Below are 17,831 nucleotides of genomic sequence, written 5' to 3'. Positions count from 1 at the left end.
CTCCTCCGCCCCCCGCCGCCCCACCGTGACCTTCATGCTGAGCCACCCTGCCCATTTCATCGCCCTGGGCTTTGGCGCGGGGCTGTCGCGCAAGGCGCCGGGCACCGTTGGCACGCTGTGGGCCTGGCTGGCCTACCTGGTGCTGCAGCAGTGGCTGTCACCGCTGCACATGGGTGCGCTGATTGCCGCCAGCACCGTGGTGGGCTGGTGGGCCTGCACCACCACCGCGCGCAACATGGGCGTGGCAGACCCCGGCAGCATCGTGTGGGACGAGGTCGTGGCCTTCTGGCTGGTGCTCTGGCTGGCCATGCCCATGGGGTTCTGGGGGCAGTTGATGGCCTTTGCGCTGTTCCGCTTTTTTGATGCGGCCAAGCCCGGCCCGGTGGGCTGGGCCGACAGCCAGTTCAAGGGCTTTGGCTGGCGCGGCGGCTGGGGTATCTTGTGGGACGACTTTGTGGCAGCCTTCTGTACCCTGCTGGTTATTGCAGTGTGGAGGTTTTGATGACAACCGTAACGCTATCAAATACAGAGCTACTAGCGCTTGATGCATCTGCGCTAGAGGCCAATTTGACCCAAATTTCTCTGGAGCTGATCAAACACCGGCGCCTGCTGGCCACCGCCGAAAGCTGCTCGGGCGGCATGATCGCTGCAGCCTGCACCGACCTGGGCGGCGCCAGCCAGTGGTTCGAGCGCGGTTTTGTGACCTACTCCAACGCCGCCAAGACCGAGATGCTGGGCGTGCCCGCCACGCTCATCGAACAGGAAGGCGCCGTGAGCGAAGCCGTGGCCCGCGCCATGGCCGACGGGGCGCTGGTCCATTCCCAGGCCCACGTCAGCCTGGCCGTGACCGGCGTGGCCGGCCCCACCGGCGGCAGCGAAGCAAAGCCTGTGGGCACCGTGTGGTTCGCCTGGTGCGTGGGCGGCGAAACCCACAGCGAGATGCAGCACTTTGCAGGCGACCGCGCCGCCATCCGCGCAGCCACGGTGCGCTACGCGCTGCAGCGGCTGCTGGGCCACCTGCTCGCCTGAACCCCGTCTTGTTCGCAACAGCGGACGTCGGGAGCACAACCTTGCCTCGCCCCTCCACCAAAACACGTCCTGCCCATGACAGCCAACGCCTGGTTTGAAGGCTTCACTGCCCAGCGCATCGTCACCTCGGGCGCCGAGATTTTTGTCCGCACCGGAGGCACCGCAGGCGCACCGCCCCTGCTCCTGCTACATGGCTTTCCGCAAACCCATGCGCTGTGGCACCGCGTGGCGCAGCAGCTGGCGCGCGACTACTTTCTGGTGATGCCGGATCTGCGCGGCTACGGCGACTCATCGCACGCGCCCGGCCAGCCCGACCACAGCAACTACAGCAAACGCGCCATGGCGCAGGACATGGCCGAAGTGATGACCGCGCTGGGCCACGACAGCTTCTACCTCTGCGGCCACGACCGGGGTGGCCGCGTGGCGCACCGCCTGGCGCTGGACCACGCCGCGCGCGTGAAGAAGCTGTGCCTGATCGACATCGCCCCCACGCTCGACATGTACGCCCGCACGGACATGGACTTTGCGCGCGCCTACTACCACTGGTTCCACCTGATCCAGCCCGCGCCGCTGCCCGAGACCATGATCGGCGGCAACGCGCTCGCCTACCTGCACGCCAAACTGGGCGGCTGGGGCAGCGCAGGCCTGGCCCACATCGAGCCCCAGGCCCTGGCCGACTACGAGCGCTGCTTCTGCACACCCGAGGCCATCCACACCGCCTGCGAGGACTACCGCGCCAGTGCCGGCATCGACCTGGACCACGACCGCGCAAGCCGTGCGCGCGGCGAAAAAATCGCCTGCGACACCCTGGTGATCTGGGGCGCGCACGGTGTGGTGCACCGGCTGTTCGATCCGCTGGCGCTGTGGCAGGCGCAGTGCGCGGGGGTGGTGAGCGGGCAGGCTGTGCCTGCGGGACATTTCATACCGGAGCAGTTGCCTGGCGAGACGGCTGATGCGCTGCGCGGCTATATGCGCTGAACGCGGGGCGGTGCCGGACGCGCCGCCAGGGTCGGGTCGTCCAAGCGGCACCACCGCCCCGGTGTAGCATGAGCGCCCCGAGGAGGAGACCCCATGCACCGCAACGCCCAGACCCTGCAGCGCTTCTACACCGCCTTCGCCCAGCTTGACCACGCCACCATGGCGGCCTGCTACGCCCCCAATGCCACGTTTGACGACGAGGCGTTTTCGCTCAAGGGCCAGGACGAAGTGGGCGGCATGTGGCGCATGCTATGCACCGCGACGAAAAAGCCCGGCGCCGCCGAGCACTGGAAACTGGAGTTCAGCGGCATCGACGCCGATGCCCACGGCGGCAAGGCACACTGGGAGGCGCACTACCTCTTCAGCGCCACGGGGCGCCAGGTGCACAACATCATCGACGGCAGGTTCACCTTCACACCCGATGGGCTGATTGCCACGCACCGCGACCGCTTCAACTTTTGGCGCTGGTCCCGCCAGGCGCTGGGCCTGCCGGGTGTGCTGCTGGGCTGGTCGCCCTCGCTCAAGCGCAAGGTGCGCAGCACAGCGGCGGGGAACTTGAAGAAGTTTCTGGCGCAGGAAGCACAGCCCCTCTGACTCACACACTAGGCCAGTAAGACTCGGTCAAGGCCCATGTGAAATTTACTGCGCTTGAGCGTCACGTCTGCTTGCGACGCAACACATTGAATGCCGATGCCGCCATGGCCAGTAACAGTGCCATAAGTCCCCATTCACTCAGCGTCGGAACCGAGGTTGCGCTGGCGGCGAGTACGTTGAGTGTGGCATTGGCGGCAGGGGCGCTGCCAAAACTGGAGTTCAGGCCCGTAGTAACGTTGTTTTTTACACCCGGCGCTGTTGCGGTGACCTGAACAGAAAACGTGCAACTGGCCCCACCGGCCAACACCCCGCCGGCCAAGGCCACCGAGGAGGAACCCGGTGCGGCGGTCACCACGCTGCCGACCCCACAGTCGCCCACCAAACCGTTGGGAGTGGACACCACCAGGCCCGCCGGCAAATTGTCTGTGAACGTGATGTTGTTCGCAGCTGGCCCCAGCCGATTGATGGTGAACGCCAGCGAGGTGGCACTTCCGACCGAGACGCTGGGCGCTCCAAACGCCTTGCTAAAAGTAAAAACAACGCCTGCTTGCGCACCTGTTGCCGCCAAAGCGCCTGCGCCAACCAACAGCGCTCCCATCCAACGAACTTTCGACATATCAGCCTTATAAAAAATACAAACTTTCCGAACACTCACTCAAGAGCGTGGCGTTTGTACTTCAGGGCTTGGAAAATGTCTTTCAAAAAATAACCGCGCGCACTGCGTCTTGAATGGACGACTCAAGGCAACTTGCCAAAGGGTTGGCTCAAGGCGCGCAGGAATCCGTCAGGCCGGGCATCATTGTCGTGGGCCAGCCCCAAGACCATGTCCTCATGGCCTAGCGCAGGTTGCGCGCAATATGTACCCATCAGGTGATCCCACCAGGGGAACACCATTGCGAAGTTGCTGTTGCCCTCGTCCATACGTTCGGAATGGTGCACACGATGCATATCCGGGGTCACCATCACCCGACGCAGTCTCCGATCCCAGTGCAGAGGAATCTCAACATTAGCGTGGCAAAACGCGGTGTGCACCAGCTGGAGCACTGCGTAAAACAACAAGGACACGAGGGGCATACCTAGAGCCGCGCACAGCATCAGCGTCAGTGCGGCAAGTGCCACCACTTCCAGAGGATGGTGGCGCACACTGGTCGTCACATCGAACGCGGTGTCCGCGTGATGCACTTGGTGCATTCGCCACAGAAGTGGAATGGCATGCGAAGCACGATGCAGCAGATACTGGATCGCATCAACCAGCAACACGCCGATGACGATCTTGGGAACACCGGGCAATGCCGACCCTGCCAACCCTGACCATTCCAAAGACGCCCCGAGTCGCACCGCAGCGGTCTGCACAGGCTCGGCCACCCACCACATCAACAGACCAGCCAGCCCATACAGCAACAAATTGACCCTTATCCGTCCTTTGTGGCCTTTGCCAGCCGTACGGCGAGGCCAGAAGTGCTCGGTCAAAGCAAGAATGCCCAAGACCACCGAGAACAATACATACTGCCCCCATTCGAAGTGATCCATCACGGCCTGTATGAACTGCGCCATTTTTGCGTACCAAGAGAGGCAAAAGAGGACTCAAGCCCCGTGGCACTTCTTGTACTTCTTGCCGCTGCCGCAGTGGCAAGGGTCATTGCGCCCCGGCTCGGGTGCCTTGCGCACCGTCTCCACGCGCGGGCCCATGCTCTTCCACAGCTGGCGCAGGTCGTACACGGCCCAGATGGCTTCGCCGAAGGCTTCCACGCGCGCCTGGCTGGTGCTGGGCGGGCCGTCTTCGTCGTACATGCAGACTTCGGGCTTGCCGGTGTCGTCTTCGGTCAGGGCGACGATGCGGTCCAGCGCGTCGTCCAGCCACTTGGCGGCTTCCTTGTCGCGCGGGGCGGCCCAGTCTTCGGGCCAGTTTTCTACGGCGAACATGAAGCCCAGCGCCCACACCTGGCCGAAGGACGGAATCTCTTGCCCCTCCATTTCGGCACGCTCTGCCTCAGGCAGGCTGGCAACGGCGCCGCGCATGTCCATGGCTTCGGGCTGGAAGGTACGGTCGTCGTCCAGCGTCTTCACATCGGTGTCGAGCTGGGTGGTGATCTCGACCCAGCGGCGGTCCCACAGCTCCAGAAAGCGGGCCTGCTGCGCAGCATCGGCAAAGGCGGGCAGCACGGGCAGGGCCGCGCCTTCGGCCACGTCCAGCTCGGCGCCATCGCCCAGCAGCATGGGCAGGTATTCAGCAGGTGCGATGGGGCGGCGGCTGCAGATCAGCGCGGTCATGAAGCCGTCGCAGAACTCCCACTGCGGGATTTCCTCGCCGCGCGCACGCAGGTCGTCGAGGATGTTGTCGATTTCTTCCAGCTCCTCGGGGCCCAGCGCGGCGACCGGGGCGGTCGCAAGGTCAAGATCGTCGTTGGCTGGGGTTGGCAATGTGGGTTCGGTCATGGGGAGCTCCGGTCGTCAAGCGAGAAAGCGGGGGCGATAAAACAAAGTTTTACTTTTATGATGCGCAAGCCTAGTAGCGCTAGGCGGCTAAGGCGCAGGTGCGGCAACAAGTGCTGGCATCAGGCGACCAGCAAAGCCGCGCGCAACATGGCCACCCGATAAAAAGGCAGTCAGTGTAGCCCCCTCTCGCACGGCCACCACAACCAGGACTCCCATGCTCCACCAACTCAACTCCCTGTACCCGGTGCGCTACACGGCCTTTGCGCTGTGCGTTGTCGGGCTGCTGCTGTCGCTGCTTGCGCTGGTAGCCTTTGGCGCAGGACTGCCCGTGGTGCTGGTGTTTGCAGCGCTGGTGGCGGTGGGCGTGTATGACTTGCAGCAGACGCGCCACGCCATCCTGCGCAACTACCCGGTCATCGGTCACCTGCGCTTCATGCTCGAATACGTGCGGCCCGAGGTGCGCCAGTATTTCATCGAAAGCGACAGCGAAGCCGCCCCGTTTTCGCGTGCGCAGCGCTCGCTGGTGTACCAGCGCGCCAAGGGCGACCCGGACAACCGGCCGTTTGGCACGCACCTGGATGTGGGCGCGCAGGGTTATGAATGGGTGAACCATTCCATGGCGCCCACACAGTTACCGTCGCACGACTTTCGCGTGTGGATCGGGGGCAGCCCCGATGCGCCGTCGCAGTCCGTTGCGCCCTGCACCCAGCCCTACCACGCGAGTGTGTTCAACATCTCGGCCATGAGCTTTGGGGCGCTGTCTGCCAACGCCATCCTGGCGCTCAACCAGGGCGCGAAAAAAGGCGGTTTTGCACACGACACGGGCGAGGGCAGCATCAGCCAGCACCACCGGGTGCATGGCGGTGACTTGATCTGGGAGATAGGCTCGGGCTACTTTGGCTGCCGCAACGCCGACGGCACGTTCAGCGAAGAGCGCTTTGCTGCCAATGCCACCGACCCGCAGGTCAAGATGATCGAGCTCAAGCTCAGCCAGGGCGCCAAGCCCGGCCACGGCGGCGTGCTGCCCGGCGCCAAGGTGACGGCCGAGATCGCTGCCGCGCGCGGTGTGAAAGAAGGCGAGGCCTGCATATCGCCCGCCAGCCACAGTGCGTTCAGCAACCCGGTGGAGATGATGCAGTTCATCGCCAAATTGCGCACGCTGTCGGGCGGCAAGCCCACGGGCTTCAAGTTCTGCCTGGGCCACCCGTGGGAGTGGTTTGCCATCGTCAAGGCCATGCTGATCACGGGCATTACGCCCGACTTCATCGTGGTGGACGGTGCCGAAGGCGGCACGGGCGCGGCGCCCGTGGAGTTCACCGACCACGTGGGCGCACCGCTGCAAGAAGGCCTGCTGCTGGTGCACAACACCCTGGTGGGCGTGAACCTGCGCGACCGCGTGAGGATTGGCTGCGCGGGCAAGGTGATCAGCGCTTTCGATATTGCCCGCATGATGGCGCTGGGTGCCGACTGGTGCAACGCGGGGCGCGGCTTCATGATGGCGCTGGGCTGCATCCAGGCACAAAGCTGCCACACCGGCCACTGCCCCACCGGCGTGACCACCCAAGACCCGCTGCGCCAGCAGGCCCTGGTGGTGCCTGACAAGGCCACGCGCGTGGCGCAGTTTCACCGCAGCACACTGCATGCGCTGCAAGAGCTGGTGCAGGCCGCCGGGCTGCATCACCCCAAAGAAATCACGGCCCACCACATCGTGCGCCGCATCAGCGACACCGAGGTGCGCCAACTCTCCAACCTGATCACGCGCATGCAACCGGGCGCGCTGCTGGGCCCGCTGGACGCGCAGCACAACGTGTTCCGCCTGTACTGGCCCCTGGCCAGTGCCCACAGCTTCCAGGCCAGCGAACCTGTGCTGGAGCCTTCGATTCCCCACCACATAGAGCTGGTGCACGCCGCAGCTGCAGGCACCGCAGCGGCGGTGGCCGGGGACGCCGCTGTATGACCTTGACGATGGACGCATCTACCCACCCCACCACCACCGCCCCCGACTACGCCGCCTTTTTGCAGCAGCAGCTGGCCACCCAGCCCCACAACGTGATGGCCCATGTACTGGGTAATGAACAGCTCTGGATCAAGCGCGCAGGCGCCCCCCACGGCACGGGCCGCTACCGCGCCATGGCCGCGCTGGCGGGGCTGCTGCGACTGGACGCCCTGCGCCCCGTGCCCAATCCCGGCGGCCCCACGGCCATCGCTACCGAAGTGCAGCGCCTGCGCGATCTGGCCGCACGCGGCATCCGCGTGCCCGTGGTGCTGGCCGCATCCCCCCATGGCTTTGCCATGCGCCACCTGGGCCACACGGGCGAAGAAATCCACTCGCTGGGCAATGAGATCGACCACGCCGTGCAGGCGTGCGACACCGCCACCGTGCTGGCGCTGTGGCAGCAGGGGCTGGACACGCTCACCCAGGTGCACCGCCAGGGCACCTGCCTGAGCCAGGCCTTCGCGCGCAACCTGGTGCGCTGCCCCGATGGCGAAGTGGCCTGCATCGACTTTGAAGACGACCCCGCCGCCGTGCTGCCGCTGGCGGTGTGCCATGTGCGCGATGCGCTGTGTTACGCACACTCCACCGCGATCTACCTGCACACCTGCGGCACGCTGACCGAGGGGCGCGAGCGCTGGGCGGCGTGGGTAGCGCAGGGCAGCGCGGACATGCAGGCGGTGCTGGCAACCAGCGTTCGCCGGATGGGGTGGATGCGGTATCTGCCCGCCAATCGCAAACTGGGGCGGGATTTGCAGCGGGTGCGGGCGGCGTATGACTTGCTGGCCTGCCATTGATGTGACCGCCTGAAGATGGCGCGTAGAGCCAACTTCTGACCGCGGGGTTTAGCTCGGCCAGCCGCAGCCATCAAGCGGCTGGCCGCTGCGATGATGCGCACCCGTGAAATGCGCGCGCCATACCCAACCGACGCTCGCTACTCGGACCAACTCCGAGTCTGGATTCAGGCCTCCCGGAACGCAGGCGCTTCAAGCGCTCCCACACCCCACGGCACGCACAAGCAAAACGGCTGAAACGCCCAGTCAAACCGCAGGCCTGCTCTCACACTAGGATCAGTCCGTCAATCGGTCATTCAAAACAGTCTCTCCGTGCATTCTTCTCCCTCCTTCTACGCTGCCGCACGCGCAGGCCTCTGCCGCATCGGACTGGCGCTCATGCTTTGTGCCGTCGGCCCAGCCAACGCCGTCACCACAAAAACCCTCATGGATACGCTGTACCTGCCGCACACCGGCAACACTTTCGTGAACGCAGGCGCCCAACGCACGCAACAGTTTGCGGTGGGCTCCGAGGATGTGCGCATCACCAGCGTCACGGCGGATGTCTATGACAGCTTTGGATCGGTGACGCCATTCGTCACGCTGTGCGACCAGGGCGGGGCCAACTGCCAGACGTTCACAGCGTCCGGACCGGCCAGCCCGGGGCTGAACACCTTCACCGGCTCCTACACCGCGCTGGCAGGCACGACCGTATCGGCGGTCTTCAACTGCTCGTGTTCCAGCCCCTACGGATACGCCATGTATTTAACGGTGGCCAGCGCACCCGGCATCACCGGCCCCGCGCCAGGCCGCCTGTTCCTTGCCAAGGCCGAAGGCGAACTGCTGCCCGCCATCAGCGCCCTGTCGCACACCGAAGGCCCGGTGGCGGGCGGCCAGTCCGTCACGCTGACGGGGGCCTACCTTTCCGACGTCACCGACGTCAGGTTTGGCGGCACCAGCGCGGCCTCTTTCGCGGCCGTGAATGCCAACACCATTACGGCGATTGCGCCTGCGCAGGCTGCGGGCACTGTAGACGTCACGGCCACGACCCCTAGCGGGACCAGCGTTGCCAGGACTGCGTCGCGCTATACCTACGTAGCACCGCCGGTTAGCGCCGACGCCTCTTCCTCCGTACCCTACGGCGCGAACAACGCCCCCATTTCCTTGAACCTCTCGGGCGGCGCCGCAACCTCGCTCGCGGTGCATGCGTCACCCACACATGGGACTTTGGCGGTGTTTGGCGCCAGCGTGAGCTACACACCCACGACCGGCTATGCAGGCGCCGACTCTTTCACCTACTCGGTCTCCAACGTCTCGGGCAGCTCAATGACCGCGACGCAATCGATCATGGTGGCGTCGCCTACCATCAGCTTCTCGCCAACGGCGCCAGCCAATGCATCTTTTGGCGCGACCTACAGCCATAGCCTGAATTCCGCCAGCGGAGGCATGGCGCCCTACACCTATTTATTGGCCTCCGGCGCACTGCCCGGGGGACTCAGCCTATCGTCTTCCGGCACGATCAGCGGCACGCCCACAGCAGTAGGCACCTTCCAATTCATGGTCAGCGCCACCGACAGCAGCACGGGTCAAGGGCCCTTCATCGCCCAAAGCGGCCATCTGTCGCTGACCGTGAGCGCACCCACTATCGGTATGTCCCCAGCCAGCTTACCAAATGGCATCCGCGGGGTGGCGTACAGTCAGGCCGTCGCAGCTACCGGAGGCAATGCACCCTATCGGTTTACCATTGCCTCTGGAAGTCTGCCGCCAGGGATGGCATTGTCGGCAAACACCGGCATCATCAGCGGCACGCCAACGGCAGGCGGTAGCTACACCTTTACGGTTTCTGCAACGGACAGCTCCACCGGCACGGGTGCCCCTTTCTCTGCAACACGCACATTCACCGTGGTCATCCCAGACAACCGCTACACCGCGCCCACTAGCACCGGCACCGGCATAGCAACGGCGTCATTCACTGGCGGCGGCACACAGTGCACGTTTACCCAGCGGCGGTTCACCGATGTCAAAGCGGTGGCTACGGCGCCACCAACAGGCTATACCTTCCCGCAGGGCATGTTCGACTTCACGGCAGACAGCTGCGACGTCGACAGCACACTGACGGTGACGCTGGAATACCCCTCCGCCATCCCAGCCAATGCTGTGCTGATGAAGTACAGCCCCAACGCAACCCCTCGGTGGTTCCCTGTGAACGCCAGCGTCCATGGAAATACCATCACCTACTCCGTCAGGGACGGCGAGTCGGGCGACGACGACGGGATGAAAAACGGACGCATCGTTGACCCGGTCGCCCTGGCCCTACCACTGGCCACTGCATCCATTCCAACACTCTCCGAATGGGCCTTGGTGGGGCTTGCACTCGTGCTTGCAGGCTTGGGCGCCCATACGTCACGACGGCGCGCAATCCAATGAAGTGAAGCCGCACCGCAAAAGCATGCGGCGCATATGATGACCAGAGCCTCTGTCAGTCGATAGACGGCCTGCGCACAAAAAATGCCGTTGCCACGAAGCAATAACTGCGTATGACATCGCGTCTCAAGCCTGAAAACAATGGGATACGTTACGTGTTCTCGTGACAACATGTGGTGTCCGGGGCGGACTTGAGCCTTTCCCAAGGCGCGAGTCCATCGACACGACATTGTGCACAGCTATCTACAGGACAGCACGCTAGTCACCACGGCAGGCCATCCATTCATGCAATTTCCGCGCGCAAGGAATGCGCATACGATGTAGCCGTGACTCAGTGCCCGGCAACCTACAAAACCAGTTCGGTGGCAACATCCGCGCTCAACCCCAACAACCGCTTGCGCATGCAGATCACCGCCTTGTCCTTGCTCAGCAATATCGCCCGGTGCGCCGCTGCGAGGTCGATGAACTTCTGGTCGTCTGCGTCCTTGCACACATAGGCCACCTTGGGGGCGATGTCCACCAGCCGCACCTGTGCATCAAACGCGGCCAGCACCTGCACGGCATCCACACGGTAGTAGTCCATGCGCTCGGCGATGTGGGGATAGGCCAGCACGCGCTCCAGCTCGTCGCGCATGACTTGCGTGGCGATCCAGGCCAGGCGCCCCTGGGCCAGCAGCGTGCGCAGCGGCACAGTGCGCGGGTCGCTGAAGATCAGCAGATCGAGCGCCACATTGGTGTCCACCACCACCGGGCGCGCGGGCTCGCCCGCCGGGGCCTCGGCGGGCAGGCGCAGCTCAACTTTCATGGCGCGGGCCGCCTTCGGGGGCAGCCTTGGCGGCACGGTCGCGCACGGCACCCTTGATCATGTCGAAGCGGAACATGCGGCATTCGATGGGGCCGTTCCACATCGGCACGCGGCGCGACTCCTTCAGGCGCATCTTGCCGGGCAGCTTGAGGTCGGGCGTGAGCATCCAGGCGGTCCAACCGCTGTAGTTCTTCTTCCAGTGTGTGGCCAGCTGGCTGAAAAACTCGCCGCCATCTTCGGTCTGCGCTTCTTCGCGGCCCACGGCCAAACCTTGGGCCCGGTCGGCGGCGCGCTCGCTGGCGTTGCGGCCTGCGCTACCGGCAGCGGCAATGCGCTCGCCGTAGGGTGGGTTGAGCAGCATCACACCGGGCTGATCGCAAGGCGGCATGCGCTGCAGGGCGTCGCCGCCGCGCAGCTGTACAGCCTCGGCCACACCGGCGCGCTCGGCGTTGCGCTGGGCAAAGTCAACCATGCGGAAAGCCACATCACTGCCAAAAATAGGCACTGCGCTGGTCTGTATTGCGCTTTCAGCTTCGTTTTTGATAGCGGACCAGACATGCGCCTGGAAGGGCAGCAGCTTCTCGAACGCAAATCGCCGCAGCATGCCCGCCGGGATGCGGCAGGCGATCTGTGCGGCCTCGACCACGATGGTGCCGCTGCCGCAGCAGGGGTCGTACAGGGGCTGGGGGTTGTCGCCGTGCGGGTCCCAGCCGCTGGCGGCGATCATGGCGGCGGCCAGGGTTTCCTTGAGCGGGGCGTCGCCCTTGTCCTCACGCCAGCCGCGCTTGAACAGTGGCTCGCCCGAGGTGTCGATGTAGATCGTGGCTTCGTCGGTGGTCAGGTGCAGGTGGATGCGCACATCGGGCCACTGGGTGTTCACGTCGGGGCGCACGCCGCTCTTGTGGCGGAAGCGGTCGGCCACGGCGTCTTTCACCTTGAGGGCCGCAAAGTTGAGGCTTTGCAGCGGGCTGTGCTGGGCCGTCACCTCGACCTTGAAGGTCTGGCGGGTGGTGAACCAGATCTCCCAGGCCACATCGCTGGCCATGTTGTAGAGATCGTTCTCGGAGCGGTACGGGCGGTGCGCCAACTGCACCAGCACGCGCTGGGCCAGGCGGCTGTGCAGGTTCAGCTGCATGGCCTGGCGCCACGAGGCGCGCAGCAGCACGCCACCCCGCCCCACCAGCAAGTCTTGCCCCGTGAGGCCGGTGATGCCATGCACCTCGTCGGCCAGAAAGCCCTCGACGCCCGCAGCGCAGGGGAGAAAAAGTTGGAGTTGGTTCATGTCGATGGGGAGGATACGCGCTCAGGCACGGAGGGGGAACCGGGCTCACCCGCGCGGGCCAGCAGCAGCTGGCGGATGGAGTCGGGGATGGGGGCGACCTTGCGGCTGGCCTTGCCGATGAAGACGATGCCGATCTTGCCGCGCGCCACCTCGCGGCCCGAGGCCTTTTCGGTCATGCAAAAGACCAGATCGAAACCGTAACGGTTGAAGTCGGTGGGTGCCATCTCCACCCGCATGGTTTCGCCATGAAAGCCTTCGGATTTGTACTGCGCGACGATGTCGCCCACCACGATGGACAGGCCGCCCACATCGGCCTCGGGGTAGCCCAGCGACTGGAAAAAGCGCACCCGCGCTTCGGACACCAGGCTGAGCAGCTGCGCGTTGTCCAGGTGCCCGCCCTGGTTCACGTGGCTGATGTAAATCTGCAGCTCGGTGGCAAAGCCGAATTGCGGGGGGAGGTCAAAAACAATGCGGGCCATGGTGGCGGACAGGGGTAGGAAAAAAGGAAGCGGAGAGCACAAACCCGTGCGAGGGAGGGGCGCGGGTGCGCGGCGAGTGCCGCTATGTTGCTTGCGGGGCCTCCGGAGGCGGGGCGGAAAACCACGCCAAGGCGCCATGGATTGCAACGCGGGGTAAGTGGCGCAAGGGTCTTGCAGGCCCCAAGCCCCTTGTCTCGTATGCTCTCGGGCAGCGGATTTTACCGGAGCCCCCATGCGCCCTTTTTATCGGACCCTGCTGACCGTACTGGTGCTGGCCACCATGCCCATGGCGGCAGGCGCCCAGACACTGTACAAATCGGTGGGCGCGGACGGCCGGGTCGTATACAGCGACAAGCCCCCGGTGGCAGGTGCCGTGGAAAAAACGATGAAGCTGGAGAACCTGCCGGTGAGCGTGGTGCCGGGAGCATCGCCCGCGCCCCAGGCAGCCGCCGCCCCCGACGCGCCACCGGCCGCAGCCCCCAGGGGCGATGTGGTGCTCTACATGGCGACCTGGTGCGGCTACTGCAAGGCGGCCAAATCCTATCTGGCGGGCAAAGGCATCACGTATCGGGAGCTGGACATCGACACGCCTTCTGGCAAGGCGGCGTTCAAGCAGCTGGGCGCCAGGGGCGTGCCGGTCTTGCTGACCAACGGCCAGAAGATCGCCGGATTCACACCCCAGGCGTATGACGCGGTGTTCATGGCGCGCAAGTAACCCGGCAGCAGGGGGTTCAGGCAACCCTTGCGCGCTTCAACGCGTCGAGCGCTACAGCGCCTTGCGCAGATTCGCTGGCGCAATCTTGAGCGCCTCGCGGTACTTGGCCACCGTGCGGCGCGCGCATTCGATGCCCTGCTCCTTGAGCATCTCTGCGATCTGGCTGTCCGACAACGGTTTGGCCGGGTTTTCCGCCGACACGAACTGCTTGATCAGCGCGCGCACGGCAGTGCTCGAAGCATTGCCGCCCGTTTCGGTGCCCAGGCCGGAGCCAAAGAAATACTTCAGCTCGTAGGTGCCGATGGGCGTGGCCATGTATTTGGCCGTGGTCACGCGGCTGATGGTGGATTCGTGCAGGCCTAGCTCGTCGGCAATGTCGCGCAGCACCAGGGGGCGCATGGCCAGCTCGCCGTGGGTGAAGAAGTTCTTCTGCCGCTCCACGATGGCGCGCGACACGCGCAGGATGGTGTCAAAGCGCTGCTGGATGTTCTTGATGAACCAGCGCGCCTCCTGCAGGCGCTGCTGCATGCCCTGGTGACCCTCGCCGCCCTTGTGGCCGCGCAGCGCACCGGCGTAGATGTCGTGCACGCGCAGGCGGGGCATCACGTCGGGGTTGAGCTGCACGATGAAATTGTGCTGGCCATCACGCCCATTGGCGCGGCCAGCCTTTCGCACGATGACGTCGGGCACGATGATGTTGCGCTCCACATCGGCAAAGCGGCGGCCGGGGCGCGGCTCCAGCCGGGCGATCAGCGCCATGGCGGCGCGCGTGCGCTCTTCGCCATCGCCACACAGCTGCGTCAGGCGGCGGACATCGCGGCGGGCCAGCATCTCCAGCGGCTGCTGGCAGATGGAGAGCGCGGTCCGCACGGTATCGGGGTCGGCATCGCTGTCTTCGTCGGCGGCCAGCGCGGTGAGCTGCAGCGTCAGGCATTCGGCCAGGTTGCGCGCCCCCACGCCGGTGGGCTCCAGGCTTTGCAGCAGCCGCTGCGCCACGGTGAAGCGGTGCACAAGTTCTTCGATCTGCTCCAGGTCATCCGGCCCGGCCAGGGCGATGGCGAGTTCTTCGAGCGGCTCTTCGAGGTAGCCGTCGTCGTTCAGCGATTCGATGAGGAAGCGCAGCGCAGCGCAGTCCACATCGGACAGGCGCAGCGACAGGGCCTGGCGGTGCAAATAGGCGGTGAGCGATTCGTGCGAGCGGGCCAGTTCGGTGGCATCGGCGTCGTCGCCCTCCGCATCGTTGCGGGTGCGGGCCGGGGCGTCGCCGCCCCACTCGGCATCGTTGGGCGCCATCTCTACCGTGCCGTCGCCGCTCCAGTCGGGTTCGTCTGCGCCAGAGCCCGGCGTTTCGGCATCATTTTGGCCGTCTCCGCCTGCTGCGCTTGTGCTTGATGCTCCTAAAAATATAGCATCATCCGCGCTGTAATCGTCGGCTTGTGCGGGGGTGTCGGCAGCCTCCAGGCCAAACTCCTCGCGCGGCGCCTCTTCGGCCGTGCGCTCAAGGAACGGGTTCTCGTCGAGCATCTGCTCGACTTCCTGCGAGAGTTCGAGCGTGGACAACTGCAGCAGCCGGATGGACTGCTGGAGCTGGGGGGTCAGTGCAAGGTGCTGCGAGACACGCAGCGACAAACCGGGCTTCATCACATCTTGAAGTGTTCGCCCAGATACACCCGGCGCACTTCGGCGTTGTCCACGATCTCGGACGGCGTGCCCTGCGCCAGCACACGGCCATCGCTGATGATGAAAGCGTGGTCGCAGATGCCCAGGGTCTCGCGCACGTTGTGGTCGGTGATGAGCACACCGATCCCACGCGCCTTGAGAAAACCGATGATGCGCTGGATCTCGATCACAGCGATGGGGTCAATACCCGCAAAGGGCTCGTCCAGCAGGATGAAGCGTGGCTGCGTAGCCAGGGCCCGGGCGATCTCCACCCGGCGGCGCTCGCCACCGGACAGGGCCATGGCGGGCGAGGCACGCAGGTGCTGAACGCGCAGCTCTTCCAGCAGGGCCGTCAGGCGCTCTTCGATGGCGTCGCGCGACAGCGGCTGGCCGTCGTCGCCGCGCTGCAGCTCCAGCACGGCGCGCACGTTTTCTTCGACCGAAAGCTTGCGGAAAATCGAGGCTTCCTGCGGCAGGTACGACAGGCCCAGGCGCGAACGGCGGTGGATGGGCATGTGGGCGACCGATTGGCCGTCGATGCGGATGTCGCCCGCATCGCTGCGCACCAGGCCCACGATCATGTAGAACGAGGTGGTCTTGCCCGCGCCATTGGGGCCAAGCAGCCCCACGACCTCGCCTTTTTGCACGACCAGCGACACATCCTTGACGACCTTGCGGCTGCCATAGGACTTTGCCAGGTGCTGCACCTCCAGGCGGCTGCCGGCCTGGGTGTCAGGGCCGGGATGAACGGGCACCGCGCTCACTTGGAGCCGCCGCCAAGGCTGTTGCTGGGGCGCAGCACGGGTGCGGCGCCGGGGGCGGCGGGCGCAGGCGCTGCAGCACCAGCGGGCGGGTCCTTGGGCGCCAGCACCGCGCGCACGCGGCTGCCGGGGGCCAGGGCATCACCTGCCGCATTGGTGGCGGGGGCGCGCTGGCCGTCCACGGTGAACACGTCGGTAAGGTTGTTGTAGACGATCACAGCACCTGTGATCTCGTCGCTGAGCGCGGCCCCCCGGTAGCGGCGCAGCTCGGCGCGGGTGACGAAACGCACGTTGTCGGCCTTGCCGTCGTACTCGATGACCTCGCTCTCGCCTTCGATGTATTCATCGGGCGCGCCGGGCAGGGTGTCGCGCTTCTGGCGGAAGAAGGCGCGTTTGCCTGCTTCGGCTGTGACCACACCGAACTGGTAGCCATCGGCGTCCTGGCGCACATCCAGCCGCGCGCCGCGCAGCACGATGGTGCCCTTGGTCATGACCACGCGCCCCGAGAACACGCTGGTCTGCTTGAGTTCATCGTGGCGCAACGCGTCGGCCTCGATGTTCATGGGCTTGGCGCGGTCGGCTTTTTCAGCGTGGGCCACGCCATGAAGGCAGGCCAGGGCCGCGAGCAGGAGGGTCGGAAGGAGGCGGTGGTTCATAGGGCACGAATCTTGCAGTTCATTGTAGCCATCCCCACACGCCCTCCATGAAGAAAGCCCGCAACAGCGGGCTTTCTTCATCGGGTATCCAGGGCCTTTGGCGCTTAGGAGCTTGTGCCCAGGGCAGCCCGGAGCTTACTTTTGCTTGACCAGCGCTTCGACCACCTGCAGCACGTTCTGCATGTTGCCTGCCATGGTGCCGTCCGTGTAGAACTTGCCCGCCACGCCCATGGAGGGCACGCCTTCCACGCCATAAGCGTCCTGCAGCTGCGAGGCGCGGCGAACCTGGTTGGACACGGTGAACGATGCGTAGACTTCCTTGAACTTGGCGGCATCCACACCCTGCTGGGCCACCCAGGCAAAAATCTCGTCGTCCTTGGCCAGCTTGGCCTTTTCCACATGGATTGCGCGGAACACCTTGGCGTGCAGGGCTTCGAGCTTGCCCATACCTTCCAGGGTGTAGAACAGCTTTTGCTGGGGCACAAAACTGGCATTGAAGGCCACAGGCACGCGGCGGATGAAAAGATCCTTGGGCGCGGCCTTGACCCATGCGTCCAGCGTGGGCTCGAACACACTGCAGTGGGGGCAGCTGTACCAGAAGAATTCGATCACATCGACCTTGCCGGCCGGTGCGTCGGGCGCCACGGGCTTGTCCAGCCGCTTGTAGTCCTTGCCCTCCTTGAACTGGCGGGCCTGGGCCAGCGCGGGGGTGGCGACGGGCAGCGTCAGGGCGGAAGCGGCGACTGCCGAGGCAGCGGACAAAGAAAACTCACGGCGTTTCATGGCAAAGACTCTCCTAGTTCAGGTCTGGGGGATGGGAGCCATGCCCCCGCAAAAAGTTCAGCGCCCGAAGTCTGACGCATCAGCGCTGCACACGCACCAGCGCAGACTCCAACCCGGCGCCATCGAGCTTCTCCTTGAGCTGCTCGGCATCGTCGCGCTTGGTGAAGGGGCCCACACGCACGCGGAACACCGCCCGGCCATTTTGCTCACGCTCGCTCACGCGGGCCTCCCAGCCCATCATGGCCAGCTTGGCGCGCTGGGCATCGGCATCGGCCTGGGTCCGGAAGGCGCCCGCCTGCACAAAATAGTCGAACGGGTCCACATTGCCCTTGGCGGCGGCTTTGGCCACGGCCAAGTCGCCCAGCGGGTCAGCCCCTGGCTTGGTTTCGGCCTTGGCAGCCTCGGGCTTGCTGGCAGCGGGCTTGGGCGCAGACGCAGCAGCCCGCACCTCGGGCGCGAGCGAC

Annotated in this window: 19 protein-coding genes; 8 read left to right on the top strand and 11 right to left on the bottom strand. The window is 65.2% G+C overall.

What is annotated here, in order from left to right; genetic code table 11:
• From DBR12_RS11305 to DBR12_RS11290, 4 genes are all read left to right on the top strand, one after another.
• A partial coding sequence (locus DBR12_RS11305) for a phosphatidylglycerophosphatase A (RefSeq protein WP_233244397.1) occupies positions 1–502 on the top strand: 502 nt, incomplete at its 5' end.
• A complete protein-coding gene (locus DBR12_RS11300) occupies positions 502–1,029 on the top strand; it encodes a CinA family protein (protein ID WP_199226674.1) in 528 nt (175 codons plus the stop codon). The genes DBR12_RS11305 and DBR12_RS11300, both read left to right, overlap by 1 nt.
• A gap of 75 nt (positions 1,030–1,104) precedes the next feature.
• Positions 1,105–2,007 carry an alpha/beta fold hydrolase gene (locus tag DBR12_RS11295; protein WP_108617331.1) on the top strand — a complete coding sequence of 301 codons (903 nt, stop codon included), beginning with the start codon at positions 1,105–1,107 and terminating at the stop codon, positions 2,005–2,007.
• A gap of 93 nt (positions 2,008–2,100) precedes the next feature.
• A complete protein-coding gene (locus DBR12_RS11290) occupies positions 2,101–2,601 on the top strand; it encodes a nuclear transport factor 2 family protein (RefSeq protein WP_108617330.1) in 501 nt (166 codons plus the stop codon).
• 61 nt (positions 2,602–2,662) lie between these two features.
• Here the strand turns inward: DBR12_RS11290 and DBR12_RS11285 are convergent, their stop codons facing one another.
• From DBR12_RS11285 to DBR12_RS11275, 3 genes are all read right to left on the bottom strand, one after another.
• On the bottom strand, positions 2,663–3,217 hold the full coding sequence (locus DBR12_RS11285; protein WP_146185519.1) for an IPTL-CTERM sorting domain-containing protein: 555 nt from the start codon (positions 3,215–3,217) through the stop codon (positions 2,663–2,665).
• A 122-nt stretch (positions 3,218–3,339) separates the two neighbouring features.
• A complete protein-coding gene (locus tag DBR12_RS11280; protein WP_108617328.1) occupies positions 3,340–4,155 on the bottom strand; it encodes a sterol desaturase family protein in 816 nt (271 codons plus the stop codon).
• A gap of 30 nt (positions 4,156–4,185) precedes the next feature.
• Entirely contained in the window at positions 4,186–5,037 is an 852-nt protein-coding gene (locus DBR12_RS11275; RefSeq protein WP_108617327.1) for a YecA family protein, read from the bottom strand.
• Positions 5,038–5,251: 214 nt separating this feature from the next.
• Between DBR12_RS11275 and DBR12_RS11270 the strand changes: the two genes are divergently transcribed.
• The 3 genes from DBR12_RS11270 to DBR12_RS11260 all read left to right on the top strand — a co-directional run bounded on the left by DBR12_RS11270 (position 5,252) and on the right by DBR12_RS11260 (position 10,230).
• Positions 5,252–6,994, top strand: a complete 1,743-nt coding sequence (locus DBR12_RS11270) for an FMN-binding glutamate synthase family protein (protein WP_108617326.1) — start codon at positions 5,252–5,254, stop codon at positions 6,992–6,994.
• A gap of 8 nt (positions 6,995–7,002) precedes the next feature.
• Positions 7,003–7,827, top strand: a complete 825-nt coding sequence (locus DBR12_RS11265; RefSeq protein ID WP_108617325.1) for a hypothetical protein — start codon at positions 7,003–7,005, stop codon at positions 7,825–7,827.
• Between the two features lie 309 nt (positions 7,828–8,136).
• Positions 8,137–10,230, top strand: coding sequence for an IPTL-CTERM sorting domain-containing protein (locus tag DBR12_RS11260; RefSeq protein WP_146185518.1), 2,094 nt, complete (start codon positions 8,137–8,139; stop codon positions 10,228–10,230).
• Positions 10,231–10,573: 343 nt separating this feature from the next.
• On the opposite strand, the gene DBR12_RS11255 is transcribed toward DBR12_RS11260, so the two are convergent.
• Genes DBR12_RS11255 through DBR12_RS11245 form a run of 3 tightly spaced genes read right to left on the bottom strand, consistent with a single transcriptional unit; the run spans position 10,574 to position 12,793 of the window.
• Positions 10,574–11,032 (bottom strand): putative toxin-antitoxin system toxin component, PIN family, encoded by a 459-nt coding sequence (locus DBR12_RS11255; protein ID WP_108617323.1) that lies wholly within the window; start codon positions 11,030–11,032, stop codon positions 10,574–10,576.
• The gene (locus tag DBR12_RS11250) at positions 11,022–12,314 is read right to left on the bottom strand and encodes a class I SAM-dependent RNA methyltransferase (protein WP_108617322.1); all 1,293 of its coding nucleotides are present in this window, start codon (positions 12,312–12,314) and stop codon (positions 11,022–11,024) included. The genes DBR12_RS11255 and DBR12_RS11250 overlap by 11 nt, the downstream gene beginning before the upstream one ends.
• Positions 12,311–12,793 carry a thioesterase family protein gene (locus DBR12_RS11245; RefSeq protein ID WP_108617321.1) on the bottom strand — a complete coding sequence of 161 codons (483 nt, stop codon included), beginning with the start codon at positions 12,791–12,793 and terminating at the stop codon, positions 12,311–12,313. Before DBR12_RS11245 ends, DBR12_RS11250 begins: the two co-directional genes overlap by 4 nt.
• A gap of 232 nt (positions 12,794–13,025) precedes the next feature.
• Between DBR12_RS11245 and DBR12_RS11240 the strand changes: the two genes are divergently transcribed.
• Complete coding sequence (locus tag DBR12_RS11240) at positions 13,026–13,508, top strand: glutaredoxin domain-containing protein (protein WP_108617320.1); 483 nt, start codon at positions 13,026–13,028, stop codon at positions 13,506–13,508.
• A gap of 51 nt (positions 13,509–13,559) precedes the next feature.
• Here the strand turns inward: DBR12_RS11240 and DBR12_RS11235 are convergent, their stop codons facing one another.
• From DBR12_RS11235 to DBR12_RS11215, 5 genes are all read right to left on the bottom strand, one after another.
• Positions 13,560–15,149 carry an RNA polymerase factor sigma-54 gene (locus tag DBR12_RS11235; RefSeq protein ID WP_108617319.1) on the bottom strand — a complete coding sequence of 530 codons (1,590 nt, stop codon included), beginning with the start codon at positions 15,147–15,149 and terminating at the stop codon, positions 13,560–13,562.
• Positions 15,149–15,931 (bottom strand): LPS export ABC transporter ATP-binding protein, encoded by a 783-nt coding sequence (gene lptB, locus DBR12_RS11230; protein WP_108617318.1) that lies wholly within the window; start codon positions 15,929–15,931, stop codon positions 15,149–15,151. The genes DBR12_RS11235 and lptB overlap by 1 nt, the downstream gene beginning before the upstream one ends.
• Positions 15,928–16,584 carry a lipopolysaccharide transport periplasmic protein LptA gene (gene lptA / locus DBR12_RS11225; protein ID WP_108617317.1) on the bottom strand — a complete coding sequence of 219 codons (657 nt, stop codon included), beginning with the start codon at positions 16,582–16,584 and terminating at the stop codon, positions 15,928–15,930. Before lptA ends, lptB begins: the two co-directional genes overlap by 4 nt.
• A 135-nt stretch (positions 16,585–16,719) precedes the next feature.
• Positions 16,720–17,367, bottom strand: a complete 648-nt coding sequence (locus DBR12_RS11220; protein ID WP_108617316.1) for a thiol:disulfide interchange protein DsbA/DsbL — start codon at positions 17,365–17,367, stop codon at positions 16,720–16,722.
• Positions 17,368–17,446: 79 nt separating this feature from the next.
• The coding region (locus DBR12_RS11215) for an SPOR domain-containing protein (protein ID WP_233244396.1) at positions 17,447–17,831 on the bottom strand (385 nt) is incomplete at its 5' end.

The organism is Acidovorax sp. HMWF029, from assembly GCF_003060895.1.
Taxonomy (GTDB): Bacteria; Pseudomonadota; Gammaproteobacteria; order Burkholderiales; family Burkholderiaceae_C; genus Acidovorax.
The sequence above is the reverse complement of the archived record's forward strand: the minus strand, read 5'-3'. Positions and strand labels throughout refer to the sequence as shown.

Excerpts from the sequence above, each read along its gene's own strand:
- lptA (WP_108617317.1), bottom strand. The coding sequence starts at position 16,584 with ATGAACCACCGCCTCCTTCCGACCCTCCTGCTCGCGGCCCTGGCCTGC.
- DBR12_RS11220 (WP_108617316.1), bottom strand. The coding sequence starts at position 17,367 with ATGAAACGCCGTGAGTTTTCTTTGTCCGCTGCCTCGGCAGTCGCCGCT.
- DBR12_RS11255 (WP_108617323.1), bottom strand. The coding sequence starts at position 11,032 with ATGAAAGTTGAGCTGCGCCTGCCCGCCGAGGCCCCGGCGGGCGAGCCC.
- DBR12_RS11250 (WP_108617322.1), bottom strand. The coding sequence starts at position 12,314 with ATGAACCAACTCCAACTTTTTCTCCCCTGCGCTGCGGGCGTCGAGGGC.
- DBR12_RS11235 (WP_108617319.1), bottom strand. The coding sequence starts at position 15,149 with ATGAAGCCCGGTTTGTCGCTGCGTGTCTCGCAGCACCTTGCACTGACC.
- DBR12_RS11290 (WP_108617330.1), top strand. The coding sequence starts at position 2,101 with ATGCACCGCAACGCCCAGACCCTGCAGCGCTTCTACACCGCCTTCGCC.
- DBR12_RS11275 (WP_108617327.1), bottom strand. The coding sequence starts at position 5,037 with ATGACCGAACCCACATTGCCAACCCCAGCCAACGACGATCTTGACCTT.
- DBR12_RS11280 (WP_108617328.1), bottom strand. The coding sequence starts at position 4,155 with ATGGCGCAGTTCATACAGGCCGTGATGGATCACTTCGAATGGGGGCAG.
- DBR12_RS11270 (WP_108617326.1), top strand. The coding sequence starts at position 5,252 with ATGCTCCACCAACTCAACTCCCTGTACCCGGTGCGCTACACGGCCTTT.
- DBR12_RS11295 (WP_108617331.1), top strand. The coding sequence starts at position 1,105 with ATGACAGCCAACGCCTGGTTTGAAGGCTTCACTGCCCAGCGCATCGTC.
- DBR12_RS11300 (WP_199226674.1), top strand. The coding sequence starts at position 502 with ATGACAACCGTAACGCTATCAAATACAGAGCTACTAGCGCTTGATGCA.
- DBR12_RS11265 (WP_108617325.1), top strand. The coding sequence starts at position 7,003 with ATGGACGCATCTACCCACCCCACCACCACCGCCCCCGACTACGCCGCC.
- DBR12_RS11240 (WP_108617320.1), top strand. The coding sequence starts at position 13,026 with ATGCGCCCTTTTTATCGGACCCTGCTGACCGTACTGGTGCTGGCCACC.
- DBR12_RS11285 (WP_146185519.1), bottom strand. The coding sequence starts at position 3,217 with ATGTCGAAAGTTCGTTGGATGGGAGCGCTGTTGGTTGGCGCAGGCGCT.
- DBR12_RS11245 (WP_108617321.1), bottom strand. The coding sequence starts at position 12,793 with ATGGCCCGCATTGTTTTTGACCTCCCCCCGCAATTCGGCTTTGCCACC.